The 17,312-nt window shown below is 57.6% G+C and carries 18 protein-coding genes; 5 read left to right on the forward strand and 13 right to left on the reverse strand.

What is annotated here, in order from left to right; genetic code table 11:
- Window positions 1–3: 3 nt before the first annotated feature.
- Window positions 4–1,320: a cytosine deaminase gene (locus GNG27_RS21505; RefSeq protein ID WP_142487362.1), complete on the reverse strand. Its 1,317-nt coding sequence runs from the start codon at window positions 1,318–1,320 to the stop codon at window positions 4–6.
- Between the two features lie 240 nt (window positions 1,321–1,560).
- Here GNG27_RS21505 and nirB point away from each other — a divergent pair, with 240 nt between their 5' ends.
- The 5 genes from nirB (at window position 1,561) to GNG27_RS21530 (ending at window position 7,086) form a co-directional block, all read left to right on the forward strand.
- Window positions 1,561–4,104 carry a nitrite reductase large subunit NirB gene (gene nirB / locus GNG27_RS21510; protein WP_156264776.1) on the forward strand — a complete coding sequence of 848 codons (2,544 nt, stop codon included), beginning with the start codon at window positions 1,561–1,563 and terminating at the stop codon, window positions 4,102–4,104.
- The gene (nirD, locus tag GNG27_RS21515; protein WP_032614780.1) at window positions 4,101–4,427 is read left to right on the forward strand and encodes a nitrite reductase small subunit NirD; all 327 of its coding nucleotides are present in this window, start codon (window positions 4,101–4,103) and stop codon (window positions 4,425–4,427) included. The genes nirB and nirD overlap by 4 nt, the downstream gene beginning before the upstream one ends.
- Window positions 4,428–4,583: 156 nt before the next feature.
- Window positions 4,584–5,393, forward strand: a complete 810-nt coding sequence (gene nirC, locus GNG27_RS21520; RefSeq protein WP_142487364.1) for a nitrite transporter NirC — start codon at window positions 4,584–4,586, stop codon at window positions 5,391–5,393.
- A gap of 14 nt (window positions 5,394–5,407) precedes the next feature.
- Complete coding sequence (cysG, locus tag GNG27_RS21525) at window positions 5,408–6,781, forward strand: siroheme synthase CysG (protein ID WP_142487365.1); 1,374 nt, start codon at window positions 5,408–5,410, stop codon at window positions 6,779–6,781.
- A gap of 134 nt (window positions 6,782–6,915) precedes the next feature.
- On the forward strand, window positions 6,916–7,086 hold the full coding sequence (locus tag GNG27_RS21530; protein WP_032614785.1) for a YhfL family protein: 171 nt from the start codon (window positions 6,916–6,918) through the stop codon (window positions 7,084–7,086).
- Window positions 7,087–7,227: 141 nt separating this feature from the next.
- Here GNG27_RS21530 and trpS read toward each other — a convergent pair whose 3' ends face one another.
- From trpS to pilM, 12 genes are all read right to left on the reverse strand, one after another.
- The gene (trpS, locus tag GNG27_RS21535; protein WP_156264777.1) at window positions 7,228–8,232 is read right to left on the reverse strand and encodes a tryptophan--tRNA ligase; all 1,005 of its coding nucleotides are present in this window, start codon (window positions 8,230–8,232) and stop codon (window positions 7,228–7,230) included.
- A complete protein-coding gene (gene gph, locus GNG27_RS21540) occupies window positions 8,225–8,986 on the reverse strand; it encodes a phosphoglycolate phosphatase (protein WP_142487367.1) in 762 nt (253 codons plus the stop codon). Before gph ends, trpS begins: the two co-directional genes overlap by 8 nt.
- Complete coding sequence (rpe, locus tag GNG27_RS21545) at window positions 8,979–9,656, reverse strand: ribulose-phosphate 3-epimerase (RefSeq protein WP_142487368.1); 678 nt, start codon at window positions 9,654–9,656, stop codon at window positions 8,979–8,981. The genes gph and rpe overlap by 8 nt, the downstream gene beginning before the upstream one ends.
- Before the next feature lie 41 nt (window positions 9,657–9,697).
- Window positions 9,698–10,510, reverse strand: coding sequence for an adenine-specific DNA-methyltransferase (gene dam, locus GNG27_RS21550; RefSeq protein WP_142487369.1), 813 nt, complete (start codon window positions 10,508–10,510; stop codon window positions 9,698–9,700).
- A gap of 67 nt (window positions 10,511–10,577) precedes the next feature.
- Complete coding sequence (gene damX, locus GNG27_RS21555; protein ID WP_156264778.1) at window positions 10,578–11,864, reverse strand: cell division protein DamX; 1,287 nt, start codon at window positions 11,862–11,864, stop codon at window positions 10,578–10,580.
- 92 nt (window positions 11,865–11,956) lie between these two features.
- Window positions 11,957–13,045: a 3-dehydroquinate synthase gene (gene aroB, locus GNG27_RS21560; RefSeq protein ID WP_077226865.1), complete on the reverse strand. Its 1,089-nt coding sequence runs from the start codon at window positions 13,043–13,045 to the stop codon at window positions 11,957–11,959.
- Between the two features lie 57 nt (window positions 13,046–13,102).
- A complete protein-coding gene (gene aroK, locus GNG27_RS21565; protein WP_010436374.1) occupies window positions 13,103–13,624 on the reverse strand; it encodes a shikimate kinase AroK in 522 nt (173 codons plus the stop codon).
- Between the two features lie 296 nt (window positions 13,625–13,920).
- Window positions 13,921–15,156, reverse strand: a complete 1,236-nt coding sequence (gene hofQ, locus GNG27_RS21570) for a DNA uptake porin HofQ (RefSeq protein WP_142487371.1) — start codon at window positions 15,154–15,156, stop codon at window positions 13,921–13,923.
- Entirely contained in the window at window positions 15,071–15,466 is a 396-nt protein-coding gene (locus GNG27_RS21575) for a HofP DNA utilization family protein (RefSeq protein ID WP_142487372.1), read from the reverse strand. The genes hofQ and GNG27_RS21575 overlap by 86 nt, the downstream gene beginning before the upstream one ends.
- Complete coding sequence (locus GNG27_RS21580; RefSeq protein WP_156264779.1) at window positions 15,456–15,917, reverse strand: hypothetical protein; 462 nt, start codon at window positions 15,915–15,917, stop codon at window positions 15,456–15,458. Before GNG27_RS21580 ends, GNG27_RS21575 begins: the two co-directional genes overlap by 11 nt.
- Complete coding sequence (locus tag GNG27_RS21585) at window positions 15,901–16,440, reverse strand: PilN domain-containing protein (protein WP_142487374.1); 540 nt, start codon at window positions 16,438–16,440, stop codon at window positions 15,901–15,903. Before GNG27_RS21585 ends, GNG27_RS21580 begins: the two co-directional genes overlap by 17 nt.
- Window positions 16,437–17,219 (reverse strand): pilus assembly protein PilM, encoded by a 783-nt coding sequence (pilM, locus tag GNG27_RS21590; RefSeq protein WP_156264780.1) that lies wholly within the window; start codon window positions 17,217–17,219, stop codon window positions 16,437–16,439. The genes GNG27_RS21585 and pilM overlap by 4 nt, the downstream gene beginning before the upstream one ends.
- Window positions 17,220–17,312: the final 93 nt, after the last annotated feature.

Here is a 17,312-nt window from a genome sequence, read left to right on the forward strand (position 1 = left end):
CCCTTACGCCCCTTTGCTTTCTGCAGAGGGGCGGTTTCTGGTAAAACACACCTCTTCTCCCCCACGATCCGTCTGTATCCACGTCTGTGCCAGCTGCGTGGTGGCGATCACCCGCCCCTGACGAATCGACCAGCGTACCGGCACCTGACAACGCACCGCATCAAAACCCGTCTCCGCAGGCAGGATCACCAGATTCGCCGGGTTCCCCGGTTCAATACCGTAACCGGTCAGGCCAAAGGTACGCGCGCTGTTGTGGGTGATCAGGTCAAGACCGCGGTCGATCTGCTGATAGCCCATCATCTGGCAGACGTGCAGCCCCATATGCAGGACCTGCAGCATATTGCCGGTGCCCAGCGGATACCAGGGGTCAAACACGTCATCATGACCGAAGCAGACGTTAATCCCCGCCTCCAGCAGCTCCTTCACGCGGGTGATACCCCGCCGTTTCGGATAGTCGTCAAAGCGCCCCTGCAGATGGATATTCACCAGCGGATTGGCCACAAAGTTAATCCCGGAGAGCTTCAGCAGACGAAACAGCCGTGAAGTATAAGCCCCGTTGTAAGAGTGCATCGCGGTGGTATGGCTGGCGGTGACGCGCGAACCAATCCCGGCCTCGTACGCCAGCGTTGCTACCGTTTCGACAAATCGCGACTGCTCGTCGTCGATTTCATCGCAGTGAATATCCAGCGGCCGGTCGTACTTCTTCGCCAGTTCAAAAGCGATATGCAACGACTGCACGCCGTACTCGCGGGTGAACTCAAAGTGCGGAATGGCGCCTACCACGTCGGCCCCCAGCTTTAACGCTTCCTCGAGCAGGGCGGCACCGTTGGGGTAAGAGAGGATCCCCTCCTGCGGGAAGGCGACAATTTGCAGCTCGACCCACGGGGCCACCTCCTGCTTCACCTCCAGCATCGCCTTCAGGGCGGTGAGGGTCGGGTCGGAGACGTCCACATGGGTACGCACAAACTGGATGCCGTTGGCGATCTGCCATCTCAGGGTCTTCCACGCCCGGGTTTTGACATCCTCATGGCTGAGCAGCGCCTTGCGCTCTGCCCAGCGCTCGATGCCCTCAAACAGCGTGCCGGACTGGTTCCAGTTCGGCTCACCCGCGGTCTGGGTGGTATCAAGATGAATATGCGGCTCGATAAACGGCGGCAGGGCCAGCCCACCGCGCGCGTTTAACACTTCATAGCTCTCGCTCTGTCCCTCGCCCGTCGGGGTGATTTCGCCAAAACGACCGTTCTCAATAGCCAGTTGCCATAACCCGTCCCGACCCGGTAATCGGACGTTCTGGATAAGCCAAAGCGGTGCTGTAGACATCATATTCTCCCGAAAAAGAGGGCTGAAATTTAGAGGTAACGAAAATTAAAGATTAGGCCCCTAATTTGTACACAAAATCGGCTATCACGAAAAGCCTGCTAATTCCGTTACTTAGAAAAAACCTGACAAATCAGCCATCTACTCACTAAGGAGTAGTTGAAGGCGTATTTGATTTGCATCAATAAGTGGCTTTGCTGAATCGTTAAGGTAGGCAGTAATAGAAAAGAAATCGAGGCAAAAATGAGCAAAGTCAGACTCGCGATTATCGGTAACGGCATGGTCGGTCACCGCTTTATTGAGGATCTTCTTGATAAAGCCGATGCCGCCCAGTTCGACATTACCGTGTTCTGTGAAGAACCCCGTAAGGCGTACGACCGCGTGCACCTCTCCTCCTATTTCTCTCACCACACCGCCGAAGAGCTCTCTCTGGTACGCGAAGGTTTTTACGAGAAACATGGCGTGAAGGTACTGGTGGGCGAACGCGCTATTACCATCAACCGTCAGGAAAAAGTGATTCATTCCAGTGCGGGACGCACGGTTTTTTACGACAAACTGATCATGGCGACTGGCTCTTACCCGTGGATCCCACCGATCAAAGGGTCAGAAACTCAGGATTGCTTCGTCTATCGCACCATTGAAGATCTCAACGCTATCGAATCCTGCGCCCGTCGCAGCAAACGCGGCGCGGTAGTCGGCGGCGGCCTGCTCGGCCTCGAAGCCGCTGGCGCGCTGAAAAACTTAGGCGTTGAAACCCACGTCATCGAATTTGCCCCGATGCTGATGGCAGAGCAGCTCGACCACATGGGTGGCGATCAGCTCAAACGCAAAATTGAGAGCATGGGTGTGAAAGTTCACACCAGCAAAAACACCAAAGAGATCGTGCAGGAAGGCACCGAGGCGCGTAAAACCATGCGCTTTGCTGACGGCAGCGAGCTGGAAGTCGACTTCATCGTCTTCTCCACCGGTATTCGCCCGCGCGACAAGCTGGCTACGCAGTGCGGCCTGGCGGTTGCCCAGCGCGGCGGCATTATGATCAACGCCACCTGCCAGACCTCCGATCCGGATATCTACGCCATTGGCGAGTGCGCCAGCTGGGAAAATCACGTCTACGGTCTGGTTGCCCCTGGCTACAAAATGGCGCAGGTCGCCGTTGACCATATCCTCGGCAATGAAAACGCCTTCGAAGGCGCAGACATGAGCGCCAAGCTGAAACTGCTGGGCGTTGACGTGGGCGGTATCGGCGATGCGCACGGCCGCACGCCAAACTCCCGCAGCTACGTCTACCTCGATGAAAGCAAAGAAGTTTATAAACGTCTTATCGTCAGCCCGGATAACAAAACCCTGCTCGGTGCGGTGCTGGTGGGTGATACCAGCGATTTTGGCAACCTGCTGCAGCTGGTGCTGAACGCCATCGAACTGCCGGAAAACCCGGACGCGCTGATCCTGCCTGCCCACGCTGGCAGCGGTAAGCCTTCGATTGGTGTCGATAAACTGCCGGACAGCGCGCAGATTTGCTCCTGCTTCGATGTCACCAAAGGCATGCTGATTTCCGCCATCAACAAAGGTTGCCACACCGTGGCGGCGCTGAAGGCCGAAACCAAAGCCGGTACCGGCTGCGGCGGCTGTATCCCGCTGGTCACTCAGGTGCTCAACGCCGAGCTGGCGAAACAGGGTATCGAAGTAAACAACAACCTGTGCGAGCACTTCGCTTACTCTCGCCAGGAGCTGTACCACCTGATCCGCGTTGAAGGCATCAAATCCTTCGACGAGCTGCTGCAGAAACATGGTCAGGGTTATGGGTGTGAAGTCTGTAAACCGACCGTCGGTTCTCTGCTGGCTTCCTGCTGGAATGAGTATGTGCTCAAGCCGCAGCACACCCCGCTGCAGGACACCAATGACAACTTCCTGGCGAACATCCAGAAAGACGGTACCTACTCCGTCATCCCACGCTCTGCCGGCGGTGAAATTACCCCGGAAGGCCTGGTGGCAGTGGGCCGCATCGCCCGCGAGTTTAATCTGTACACCAAAATTACCGGTTCCCAGCGTATCGGCCTGTTCGGTGCGCAGAAAGACGACCTGCCGGAAATCTGGCGTCAGCTGATTGAAGCAGGTTTCGAAACCGGCCATGCCTATGCCAAAGCGCTGCGTATGGCGAAAACCTGCGTGGGCAGCACCTGGTGCCGCTACGGCGTGGGCGACAGCGTCGGCTTCGGCGTTGAGCTGGAAAACCGCTACAAAGGCATCCGTACCCCGCACAAAATGAAGTTCGGCGTCTCCGGCTGTACCCGTGAATGTGCCGAAGCGCAGGGTAAAGACGTGGGTATCATCGCCACTGAGAAAGGCTGGAACCTGTACGTCTGCGGTAACGGCGGGATGAAACCGCGTCATGCGGACCTGCTGGCGGCGGATATCGATCGTGAAACGCTGATCAAGTATCTCGACCGCTTCATGATGTTCTACATCCGTACCGCGGACAAACTGACCCGTACCGCGCCGTGGCTGGATAACCTGGAAGGCGGCATCGACTACCTGAAATCCGTCATCATCGACGACAAACTTGGCCTGAACGCGACGCTGGAAGAAGAGATGGCGCGCCTGCGTGACGCCGTGATTTGTGAATGGACTGAAACCGTCAACACCCCAGCGGCGCAGGTTCGCTTCAAACACTTTATCAACAGCACCCAGCGCGACCCGAGCGTGCAGGTGGTGCCAGAGCGCGAGCAGCATCGCCCGGCGACACCTTATGAACGCATTCCGGTCATGCTGGTGGAGGAAAACGTATGAGTCAGTGGGTCAACATCTGCAAAATCGACGAGATCCTGCCTGCCACCGGCGTGTGCGCGCTGTTAGGTCATGAGCAGGTTGCCATTTTCCGTCCACGCCACGACGAACAGGTCTTTGCCATCAGCAATATCGACCCGTTCTTCGAGGCCAGCGTGCTCTCCCGCGGGATCATCGCTGAACACCAGGGCGAGCTGTGGGTTGCCAGCCCGCTGAAAAAACAGCGTTTCCGCCTGAGCGACGGTCACTGCATGGAAGATGAGAGCCGCTCCGTGAAGCACTATGACGTACGGGTCAAAGACGGCAAGGTACAGCTGAGAGGCTGATTAATACGGGGATGCAACGCCCCCGTTATTTGTTTTTGATTTTGTAGGCCCGGCAAGCGCAGCGCCGCCGGGCAATTGCCGGATGGCGAAGCAAGCTTCTTATCCGGCCTACGATTTAATTTTTAGCTTTTCTTTTTCATTACTCAGGATAATCAAATGTTTACAGACACTATTAATAAGTGTGCGGATAACGCTGCGCGAATTGCACGCCTCAGTAAAAACAGTCCTCTCGGATTCTGGGTCAGCTCCGCCATGGCGGGTGCCTATGTCGGACTGGGAATTATTTTAATTTTCACCCTCGGCAATCTGCTCGATCCCTCCGTGCGTCCGCTGGTGATGGGTGCCACCTTTGGTATCGCCCTGACTCTGGTGATCATCGCCGGTTCTGAACTGTTCACCGGTCATACCATGTTCCTGACCCTGGGCGTAAAAGCGGGCACTATCACTCAGGGCCAGATGTGGGCGATCCTGCCGCAAACCTGGCTCGGCAACCTGGTCGGCTCCGTGTTTGTCGCCCTGCTCTACAGCTGGGGCGGCGGTAGCCTCCTGCCGGTCGATACCAGCCTCGTGCACACCGTCGCGCTGGCAAAAACCTCCGCACCGGCGATGGTGCTGTTCTTCAAAGGCGCGCTCTGTAACTGGCTGGTGTGTCTTGCTATCTGGATGGCAATCCGTACTGAAGGCGCCGCGAAATTCATCGCCATCTGGTGGTGTCTGCTGGCCTTTATCGCTTCCGGCTACGAACACTCTGTTGCCAACATGACGCTGTTTGCCCTCTCCTGGTTCGGTCACCACAGCGAAGCCTATACCCTGTCTGGTATCGGCCATAACCTGTTGTGGGTAACGCTTGGCAATACTCTTTCTGGGGTTGTATTTATGGGTTGGGGTTACTGGTATGCTACCCCTAAAGCGGAGCGTCCGACTCCGGCTACCATCGCAACCGTTCAGGCGAAAGCCAACCAGTAAGAAGAGGTAATGTCGTGGATCACCTGCCAATATTCTGTCAATTACGCAATCGCGACTGCCTGCTCGTGGGGGGTGGCGATGTGGCTGAACGCAAAGCCCGCCTGCTGCTGGAGGCAGGTGCCCGGCTCACCGTAAACGCCCTTGCCTTCGCCCCACAATTTACCGTGTGGGCGCAGGAAGGGATGCTCACCCTCGTCGAGGGTGAGTTCAACGAATCACTGCTTGATACCTGCTGGCTGACCATTGCCGCCACCGACGACGATGCGGTTAACCAGCGCGTCAGCGACGCCTGTGAAGCGCGGCGGATCTTCTGCAACGTGGTGGATGCGCCGAAAGAGGCGAGTTTTATCATGCCGTCGATTATCGACCGCTCGCCGCTGATGGTCGCCGTCTCCTCCGGCGGGACGTCGCCAGTGCTGGCGCGCCTGCTGCGCGAAAAGCTGGAAGCGATCCTGCCGCAGCATCTCGGCCAGGTGGCCCACTATGCCGGGCAATTGCGCTCGCGCGTGAAAAAGCAGTTCGCCACCGTGGGTGAACGCCGCCGCTTCTGGGAAAAATTCTTTGTGAACGACCGGCTGGCGCAGTCGCTGGCGAACCAGGATCGGAAAGCCGTGGATGAAACCACAGAGCAGCTGATCAATGCCCCGCTCGATCACCGGGGCGAAGTGGTGCTGGTGGGCGCGGGTCCAGGGGATGCCGGCCTGCTGACCCTGAAAGGGCTACAGCAGATCCAGCAGGCGGATATCGTGGTTTATGACCGTCTGGTCTCCGACGACATCATGAACCTGGTGCGTCGCGATGCGGATCGGGTGTTTGTTGGCAAACGTGCCGGATATCACTGCGTACCTCAGGAAGAGATTAACCAGATCCTGCTGCGTGAAGCGCAGAAGGGTAAACGCGTGGTGCGTCTGAAAGGCGGGGATCCCTTTATCTTCGGACGCGGCGGCGAGGAGCTGGAAACCCTCTGTGAAGCGGGTATTCCGTTCTCGGTGGTACCGGGTATTACCGCCGCCTCAGGCTGCTCTGCCTATTCGGGCATTCCACTGACCCACCGTGACTACGCCCAAAGCGTGCGTCTGGTTACCGGCCACCTGAAAACCGGCAGCGAGCTGGACTGGCATAACCTGGCCGCAGAGAAACAGACCCTGGTGTTCTATATGGGCCTGAACCAGGCGGCGACCATTCAGGCTAAGCTACTCGAACATGGTATGGATGCAGCAATGCCGGTGGCGCTGGTGGAGAACGGCACGTCGATCAAACAGCGTGTGGTCAGTGGCGTGTTGACCCAGTTGGGCGACCTGGCGCAGCAGGTTGAAAGCCCGGCGCTGATTGTCGTAGGCCGTGTGGTGGCGCTGCGCGACAAGCTCAACTGGTTTTCAAACCATTAAGTCAGACTGAACATATTCCCCGCGAAATGAGTAGTCCTGTTATGGACTACTCCTCGCTTACCGCTGTCGATAACATACCTTCCGCGAAAGCACATTTTCTATATATTCCCTCATGTTACAGACAAGGAAGCGTTATGTTCAAACTGGCAAAGATTGCCCTGGTTGCAGGCATCTTAACTACCCTGACGGCGTGCACCGGCCACGTGCAAAACACCAAAAATAACTGCAGCTACGACTACCTGCTGCATCCGGCGATCTCCATCTCCAAGATCATCGGCGGCTGCGGCCCGGCGGCAAATCAGTAGCTCTTTTTCAGGCATAAAAAAACCGGGGGATTCCCCGGTTTTTTTATTAGTGCGGCTGTCTCGCCGGGTGGCGCTTACGCTTACCCGGCCTGTAAGTTCGCGTAGGCCGGGTAAGGCGCAGCCGCCACCCGGCAAAAAAACTTAAGGTTTAGCCACAAACCCAATCGCTTCATACACCGCTTTCAGGGTCACAGAAGCGCGTGCGCTGGCTTTCTCGGCGCCGTCTTTCATCACCTTCTGCAGGAAGGCTTCGTCGTTGCGGAACTGGTGGTAGCGCGCCTGCAGTTCGGTCAGCATGCCGGAGACCGCATCCGCCACTTCACCTTTCAGATGGCCATACATTTTGCCTTCGAAGTGCTGCTCCAGCTCTGGAATGCTCTGGCCAGTCACGGCAGAGAGAATATCCAGCAGGTTAGAGACACCCGCTTTGTTCTGCACGTCGTAACGCACAACAGGCGGCTCGTCAGAGTCGGTGACTGCACGCTTGAGCTTCTTAACCACCGCTTTCGGATCTTCCAGCAGACCGATCACGTTGTTGCGGTTATCGTCCGACTTGGACATCTTCCTGGTCGGCTCCAGCAGGGACATCACGCGGGCACCGGACTTCGGAATGAACGGCTCAGGCACCTTGAAGACGTCGCCATAAATCGCGTTGAAACGCTGGGCAATGTCGCGGCTCAGCTCCAGGTGCTGCTTCTGATCTTCACCCACCGGCACCTGGTTGGTCTGATACAGCAGAATGTCAGCCGCCATCAGTACCGGATAGTCAAACAGACCGGCGTTGATGTTTTCAGCGTAACGGGAAGATTTATCCTTGAACTGGGTCATACGGCTCAGTTCACCGAAATAGGTGTAGCAATTCAGGGCCCAGCCCAGCTGCGCATGTTCCGGGACGTGAGACTGAACGAAGATGGTGCTTTTCTCAGGATCGATACCGCAGGCCAGATACAGCGCAAGGGTGTCGAGCGTCGCTTTACGCAACTGCTGCGGATCCTGGCGCACGGTAATGGCATGCTGGTCAACGATGCAGTAGATACAGTGATAGTCATCCTGCATGTTCACCCACTGACGCAGCGCACCCATATAGTTGCCAATGGTCAGTTCACCTGAGGGCTGTGCGCCACTAAATACGATGGGCTTAGTCATTTTTCAATTCCTGATTTTCACTGTGCGAAAGCCCGAGAACGGGCAGTAAATCTTTGAAGTGGTCGAAGACGAAATCCGGCTCACTCAACGTAATGGATTCACCGTAGTTATAGCCATAGGTCAGGCCAACGGACGGGCAACCTGCGGCCCTGGCCGCCAGAATATCATTGCGCGAATCCCCTACAAAGAGCAGCGCGTCCGGTGTTAAGGATAATTTTCCTGCCACCAGCAGCAACGGTTCGGGATGCGGCTTCTTATTCTGCACGTCATCGCCACCGACAATCACCGAGAAGTATTTTGCGATATCCAGCGCTTCCAGCAGCGGTGCAACAAAGGCGGTTGGTTTGTTGGTCACCAGCCCCAGCGGCATGCCTTCTTCATGCAGCGCGCTCAGCGTACCGGCCACATCCGGGAACAGGAAGCTGCCCTCTTCTACCGTCTCTTCATAGAAACGGTTGAACAGCTTACGCAGGAGGCGAATCTGCTCTTCCTGCGGGATATCCGCGTGATCGACGCCAGGTTTGCCCTGCGCCGCACGCTGAATGGCGCGCTCCTGACGGGCCCAGGTCAGCGCGCGCTCCATCAGCACGTCTGCCCCGTTACCAATCCACGTTATCACGCGATCTTCGCCCGCCACCGGCAGTTCCAGCGCATACAGCGCCTGGTCAACCGCCGCGGTTAAGCCTGGCGCGCTGTCCACCAGCGTGCCGTCGAGGTCAAACGCAACGCCCCGAATTGCCTGCAAATTATTCATGACTTACCTTCGCCAGTTCACTGCGCATTTCATCAATGACTTTTTTGTAGTCCGGCTGATCGAAAATCGCCGAACCGGCCACGAACATATCTGCGCCCGCCGCGGCGATTTCGCCAATATTGCTTACCTTCACGCCGCCGTCCACTTCGAGACGGATATCAAAGCCTGATTCGTCGATGCGACGACGCACTTCACGCAGCTTATCCAGAGTATGTGGGATGAAAGACTGCCCGCCGAAGCCGGGGTTGACGGACATCAGCAGAATCACGTCCAGCTTGTCCATCACGTAATCGAGATAGCTCAGCGGCGTGGCCGGGTTAAATACCAGGCCCGCCTTACAGCCGTGCTCTTTGATCAGCTGCAGGGTGCGGTCAACGTGTTCGGAGGCTTCAGGATGGAAGGTGATGATGCTGGCACCCGCGGCGGCAAAATCCGGCACGATGCGGTCGACCGGCTTCACCATCAGGTGCACGTCAATAGGGGCGGTCACGCCGTAGTTGCGCAGTGCCTTGAGGACCATCGGGCCGATGGTCAGGTTAGGCACGTAGTGGTTATCCATAACGTCGAAATGAACGACATCCGCACCGGCAGCGAGGGCTTTCGCGGTATCTTCGCCCAGCCGGGCAAAATCAGCCGAAAGAATTGAGGGTGCAATCAAATACTGTTTCATCCGCATCTCCTTGAACTTTGTTTAACGGCGGGCGAAACGGCTCAGGGTAGATAGAGAGCCAGCAGTTCGTCCACCTTTTTACGTGTACCGCCGTTGCTGCTGATGCTGCGCCGGACTTTGACCTGAAAATGCTCTGCGGCTTTGTACCATTCGCGCGTATCAGGCGTGTCATGATTCGAAATTAACACCGGAATTCTTTTGCTGACCAGCTTTTCCGCCATTTCCGCCAGACGCGCCTGCTCGGCAGGGCTGAAGCTGTTGGTGTGGTAGGCGGTAAAATTCGCCGTTGCCGACAGAGGGGCGTACGGTGGGTCACAGTAGACTACCGAGTTACCGTCAGCACGGTCCATACACTCTTCATACGAGAGGCAGTAGAACTCCGCATTCTGCGCTTTTTCAGCAAAGTGATACAGCTCAGCCTCAGGGAAATAGGGGCGCTTGTAGCGACCGAAAGGCACGTTGAATTGACCACGCAGATTATACCGGCACAGGCCGTTGTAGCCATGGCGGTTAAGGTAGAGGAACAGCAGCGCCCGACGGAACTTATCCTGACACTGATTAAACTCAGCGCGGAGCAGGTAGTAAACGTCCGGGTTGTTGTTCTCTGGGGTAAATAGCTTGCGCGCCTCATCAACGTACTCGTCGGTACGCAGCTTTACGATGTTATAGAGGTCGATAAGGTCGCTGTTGATATCCGCAAGGATATAACGGGAGTAGTCGGTATTGAGGAATACCGAGCCCGCGCCCACAAAGGGTTCGACAAGACACTCGCCCGCAGGCAGGCGTTGTTTAATATCATCGAGCAGGGGGTATTTTCCCCCTGCCCATTTCAGAAAAGCGCGATTTTTTTTCATGCTGACTAACTGATTACACCTTCTCCGGCTGTGGAGAAAGCTCCGACAGCATCCTGCGCTTCACAGATCACTTCAAATCGGACTGAACCTGACGGATCGGCTTCGCCCACGGGTTTTTCGCCTGAACATCAGCTGGCAGTGTTGCGACCGCGCGTTTTGCTTCATCTTTCGAAGCATACACGCCGCTCACCAGCACATACCATGGCTGACCGTTACGGGTAGTCTCATAGACAACGAAGTTTTTCAGGTTCGACTTTTTCGCCCAGCTGTTGAGGTTGTCATAGCTGGAAGAACTGCTCAACTGCAGCGTGTAGTTGCTGGATGAGGCAGACTTCAGTGAACTCACGTTCCCTGTCGTTTTACCGGTGCTGGCAGTGGCCGCAGGTGCTGCCGCCGCTGGCGCAGAGGCTGTCGCCGTCGGGGCTGGCGTTGCGGTCGCTTTCGGTGCCGTCGCTGTCGTAGCAGGGGCTTTCGCCGGTGCGCTGGTCACGGTTTCGCTACGCTTCGGCTGGGCAGTCGCTTTCGGTTCTTCCGCTTTCGCAACAGGCTGCGGCTTCACTTCGCGCTTCGGCTCAATCACCGTCTGCTTACGTTCCTGATGCTGGGCAGGCTTAGTCTGACGTGGCGCACTCTCTGTCGCCGCCGTCTGCGGTTGCCCGGTCGCACCACGAATTGGCGCCACGGTCGCAGGCTCGGTCGGCAGCGTGGAGTTGACCACCACGTTGTTGACCTGCTGCTGGTTCTGCGGCTGCGTCAGTGCATTGTTCAGATCGCCCTGCACTTCAACACGCTGCTGGCCTGCCGGGGTTGCCGGTGTCTGACCCTGCGTTGGCGTGGACGCGACCGGCGGCAGAGAGATCTCCTGCTGGGTATTGCCGGCAGTCTGCTCGGCGGAAGTGGTACCCGGCGCAGGCTGGGTGCCGTTGGCCTGATCGGCCGCATTGCCGGACAGATCGACACTCTTCTCAGCAGAGGCGCTCTGATCGGCCGGATTGCTCGACGGGGCTTTGAGTGCAGAGCCGACGCCGATAATCAGCAGCAGCAGGACCAGCACGCCCAGCCCCATCATAATGTACTGGCGGGAAGCGGGCTTCGCCGGCGCGGCTTTACGCTTACGCGGGCGGCGCTCTACGGGCACTTCATCCACTGAATCATCTTCAGACTCAAAATCTTCTTCTTCACGCTCGTCGCGGGCAGCACGGCCACGCGAAGGACGAGGGTCATCGTTTTCGAGATCGACCTCGTCAAAGTTAATTTGCGGCTCGTTATCACGTTCTGAAGATTGGCGAGTACGACCAGTACGACGATCGCTGGGATCGGGTTTCAGCTCGTCTTCTGGTTTGAATTCATCCATTTAACACCCCACTAAAAGGCTTATGCCTACGACTTTGCACATCACCTGAAGCAAAATGGCTACGTTTTACCGCAGCCGGACCTTTCTAATAGTTACGCCTGCTGGCAATCAGCAATAGCGCCAAGAACCACATCGTGCGGCACACCGCCACGCACTTCACTCTTACCTATTGCAAGCGGGAGCACCAGACGCATCTCGCCTGCTAATACTTTTTTATCACGCATCATATGCGGCAGGTAGGCCTGCGCCGACATTTCACGCGGCCCCGTAACCGGTAACCCGGCACGCTCAAGCAGCGTGATAATGCGCTGCGTATCCGCCTTGCTGAACTGACCCAGACGCTCCGAGGTGCGCGCGGCCATCACCATCCCCGCCGCAACGGCCTCGCCATGCAGCCAGTTACCGTAGCCCATTTCGGCTTCGATAGCATGACCGTAGGTGTGCCCAAGATTCAGTAAAGCACGTAAGCCTGTTTCGCGCTCGTCTGCGGCCACGACTTCTGCTTTCAGCTCACAGCAGCGGCGAATACAGTACGCCATCGCCTGACCATCCAGGCGCAGTAAGGCATCCATATTCTCTTCCAGCCAGCTAAAGAATGCGCCGTCCAGAATAATGCCGTACTTGATCACTTCCGCCAGACCTGAAGCCAGCTCACGCTGAGGCAGCGTTTGCAGACAGTCGAGATCCACCACCACCGAAGCGGGCTGGTAGAACGCGCCAATCATGTTTTTGCCAAGCGGATGGTTAACGGCCGTTTTGCCGCCAACAGATGAGTCGACCTGCGACAACAGCGTGGTAGGAATCTGAATAAAACGGACGCCGCGCTGATAGCTTGCCGCAGCAAACCCCGTAAGATCGCCAACAACACCGCCGCCTAATGCCAGCAGTGTAGTATCGCGACCATGCGGTTTTTGCAGTAATGCGGTAAAGACGGTATCCAGTACCGTCAGGCTTTTATACTGCTCGCCATCAGGCAGAATCACACTGTCGACCTTTACGCCAGCCTGTTCAAGGCGCTGACGCACGTTGTCGAGATAAAGCGGAGCCAGAGTCTCATTGGTGACCAGCATTGCCTGATCACCCGCTTTCAGTGGTAAGAAGGAAGCTGGGTCGTTAAACAAACCAGCCGCGATAGTGATAGGGTAACTCCGTTCACCGAGAGTGACTGTAATCCTCTCCATAGCGCGACATCCACCTTAAATGCTTTTACCCGCAGGCGAGTGTATATAAAGCCAGAATCAGTTGCTTTCCAGCATATGAATAATCTGGTTTGCGACCACTTTAGCGCTCTGGTCGTCTGTGCGAATGGTGACGTCGGCAATCTCTTCGTACAGCGGATTGCGTTCACCAGCAAGGGCTTCCAGAACTTCGCGTGGAGGCGTCTCAACCTGCAGCAACGGGCGTTTTTTATCACGCTGCGTACGCGCCAGTTGTTTCTCGATGGTCGTTTCAAGATAGACCACGACACCGCGGGCGGAGAGACGGTTGCGAGTTTCGCGAGATTTTACAGAGCCGCCGCCAGTTGCCAGCACAATGCCCTGTTTTTCCGTAAGTTCATTAATGACTTTTTCTTCACGGTCACGGAAACCCTCTTCGCCTTCTACATCGAAGACCCAGCCCACATCAGCTCCGGTTCGTTTCTCAATCTCTTGATCAGAATCGTAAAATTCCATATTGAGTTGTTGAGCTAACTGGCGCCCAATAGTGCTTTTGCCGGCACCCATAGGCCCAACCAGAAAGATATTGCGTTTCTCTGCCATTTTTTCGGTACTACTAAGACTATTCGTTAATGGTAAACCCGCTTCACCGATATCGGGCGTAGCAGGACATGAACTGAAACCTCATATGCGATAGAGCGAGAGTCAGACTAAAAATTATCTCAATACTCCGGCTTGTTTGGCAACAGATTAAATCATCAGGCTTGCCGCTTAAGTTATTAAGGAGTGTGATTGAGTAAGCTGATTCTCAAATCGGTACTCCTTGTATGCTAATTCATGCCCCACGTCAAACATCTGCAACAAACAGAATGCAAAATCACGCGGGGCATCGCGGGACATTATGGCGTCGCAACCAGACGAGGGGTGATAAAAACCACTAACTCCCTGCGTTCGTTGTCTTTCCCCTGATGGCGAAAAAGTTTCCCCAGTAAGGGAATACGGCTCAAGCCTGGCACACTTTCGCTGCCGGTTTTATGCCTCTGGGAAAAAATTCCGCCTAAGGCCAGCGTTTCACCGCTTTTGACCTCTACCTGAGTTTCAATCTCCTGCTTATCTATTGCCATCGTTTCGCCGTCGGCCTGCTGCAAAACCTGGCCCGGGGCGTTCTCGCTGATGCGCAGCTTCAGGCGCACGCGCCCGTTGGCCAGTACCACCGGCGTCACCTCCATCCCCAGCACCGCCTCTTTAAACTCAACCGAGGTCGCGCCGCTCTCGCCGCTGGAAACCTGATAGGGGATCTCGCTGCCCTGCTTAATGCTGGCGGGCTGCATGTGCGAGGCCAGCAGGCGAGGGCTGGCGATAATGTCGACCTGCTGTTTTTGTTCCAGGGCGGAAAGTTCGAGATCCAGTAACCGGCCATTAATCCGCCCGATATTGAATCCCACCTGGGTGGTGGCGTTGGTAACGGCCAGATCGCTGCTGAGCATCGTCAGCTGTCCTGGCTTACCGGCCTGCTGCCCCTGGGCCAGATTCCACTTCACCCCCAGCTCGCGCAGGCTTTTTTCACTCATGCTAACGATGTGCGCGGCCAGCTCTACCTGAGCCACAGGAAGATCCATCTGCGCCACCCAGTGTTGTAATGCCTCCAGCGCAGCCCGGTTGTCGCGTACCAGCAGGCGATTGGTGCGCTTGTCTACCGCCAGGCTGCCTTTCGGGCTGAGGAGCTTTTCGGCAGCTGACTGCAAATCCCCCGCATCAGCATAGGAGAGGGGGTAACTGCGTGCCTCCAGCGGCGCGCTGAGTTGCCGCTTTGTTCGCTCGGCCTCTTTTTTGGCCTGCTGTTGCTGCTGCCAGGCGGCGGTGTGGATATAAAAAATGCCCGCCTGCTGGCGCATCACCAGCCCGGCACCGGTGACCACCGTCTGTATCGCCTGCAGCCAGGGGACCTCCTGCAGACGCAGAGAGACATTGCCGCTGACGTCCGGGGAGATAATCATGTTGCGGTTCTCCTGCTCCGCCAGCGCCTGCAGAAGCTGGGCCACCGGCACCTCATCCACCACCAGGCTCACCGGAGCTGGCCCCGCGGCCAGCGCCTGACTGCCTGTCAGCAGTAATCCCACGATCCCTGTTTTCATCCTGTTTGGTTCCTTGTCGTTGCCATCGCCACTGCGAGGGCTCACACGCCCCGGGCATATCGATGACCAGTTCCTTTTCGTCCAACGCCCTCACCTTCCCGCCTTGCGTCAGCGTGTCGCCGCGACGAAGGCGCAGCCAGCGCGACTTTTCATCTCTGACGATCGCCACCGGCACCGGACCCAGCACCACCCCGGTATAGCGCCACTGCCGCAGCGCGGCATCCGGGCAGCGTGAGACCGGGGCCTGAAAGGGATCGCGCATGCCGAGAAGCAGCGGCAGTAATAACAGCACCCTGCACTTAACCCGCATCCTGGCGCTCCAGCTGCATCACTATCTGTAACCGGTTCTGCTCTGGCTGAATGCTAAAGCGCCCCACCGCCATATCTCGCCGGGCGAGAGTGGCAAACAGCGAGGGGATCTGCGCCCAGGTCGCCTTAATCACCAGTTCTCCTCCTGCTCCCCTGGGCTGCCAGCGAACCATCCGCAGCTCATCGGTATCAAACGCCAAAGGTGAAAAAGGCAGTGCCGCCACGGAAGGTTGCGCGTTGTCAGGGGGTGAGAGCTTACGCACCGCAGTCCACAGCCGGGAATGGGTCTCTGCGTTCCGTACCAGCCTGGCCTCCTGCGTTGCTATCTGCCGATCCTGCATTCGCCACTGCCATCCGGTGACGCCAGCCAGGAGTAACGCTGAACTGATGCCCCAGCACAGGCAGCGCCCGCGCGGCGTCATGGCATACCAGCTGTCAGGATGGATCCGCATCAGCACGCTCCTTGCGGGTCAACGTCCAGCTGAACAGCCAGCGCCCCTGGGCGTCCTGTCGCATCTCGCCCGGTGCTCCGGGGGTAAAGCCCGGCACCTGGCGGAGCGCCGTCTCCAGCCCGGCAAGGGCGGGCAGCGTGGCGGCATAGCCGGTCAGCGAAAGGGTGGACTGCTGAAAGTGCAGCTGCGCCAGCCATGCCTGCTCCGGCAGGAGGCGGGATAAGGCGATCAATGCCGGTTGCCAGGCTTCCGTTTTCGCTTTTTGCAGCGCCCACCGCTGCTGTTGCTGATGCCGGGCCTGTAAAGCCGTCCACTGCTTTTGCCGCTGCTCCAGCCCCTGACGTAGCGCCAGATCGCTGGCATGCCGCAGCGCGCTGGCGCGTGTTACCAGAGGATCGCAGGCCCGACTGGCTGCGCAGAGCATCAGCGTCACCAGCAACGAACCGGTAAACATCAGCCCCCAGTAGCGCAGGCAGCGACGCTGTTGCCGCTGGCGCCAAGGCAGAAGATTGGCCGCCCTCATCGCGAGTGTTCTCCGGTCGCCAGCGCCAGCGCGACGCTAAAATCCGCCCCATTTTCAGGCAGCGGCGGCTGCGTGCGGGATAACGCGCACCAGGGGTCAAAACTGCCTGCACCACAGCAGGCGATCTCGTCGACCCTGAGTGCCAGCAGAGCAGCCAGCCGATCGACGTCAGGAGCCTCCGCCAGACCGCGCCTGCCCCACTGGTGACGCATCGCCCATAGCCACTGATCCCGGTCGCGCCAGGCGACGCACTGGGCCGGAGCTTGCACAAAGGGCAACAGGTGGGCCAGCGCTCCGGCGTCGGGCGTGATCGCGGCCAACCGCAGACGCAGCACCTGGGCCAGCTCGAGCAGCGTCGCAATCTCCTTATTCTGTGCCGCCGTCACGTGATAAGCCTGGCTGAAGGTATCCTCCGCATAGTCAAACCGCAGGGCGTCGGGGGGCATCTCCAGCTCACGGCTTATCGCCGAGGCGATCCAGGCGGTCCGTTCGCTGTCGCGCAGGGTCATCGAAGGGCGCGGTAGCGTGCGCTGTAGAGTGCGGGCGGCCGGAAAGGCGAGAAAGATTCGATGTTGATGAGGCAGCATCTGGCGCCACTCGCGCAGTGCCGCAGCCAGTTGTTCGGGCTGAAGAATTTGCCCGTCGCGGATAATGTCCGCCGCCAGGGGGAGCTGCCACCAGCGGCGCAATCCCCACCCCGACTTTTCGCGTACCAGCGCGACGGCCAGAACCTTATCCTGTTGAATATGAACGCCTGTATGCCATGTTTTAAACGCCATGTTTCACGATCTCCTTATCGTCCCGGGGGATAACGGCTATATCAATGCTACAGGCTTGCCTTTATACTACCGCGCGATTGTTTAGAAACTGCC

This window comes from Leclercia sp. 119287 (assembly GCF_009734485.1).
In the GTDB taxonomy this organism is placed as follows: Bacteria; Pseudomonadota; Gammaproteobacteria; order Enterobacterales; family Enterobacteriaceae; genus Enterobacter; species Enterobacter adecarboxylatus_C.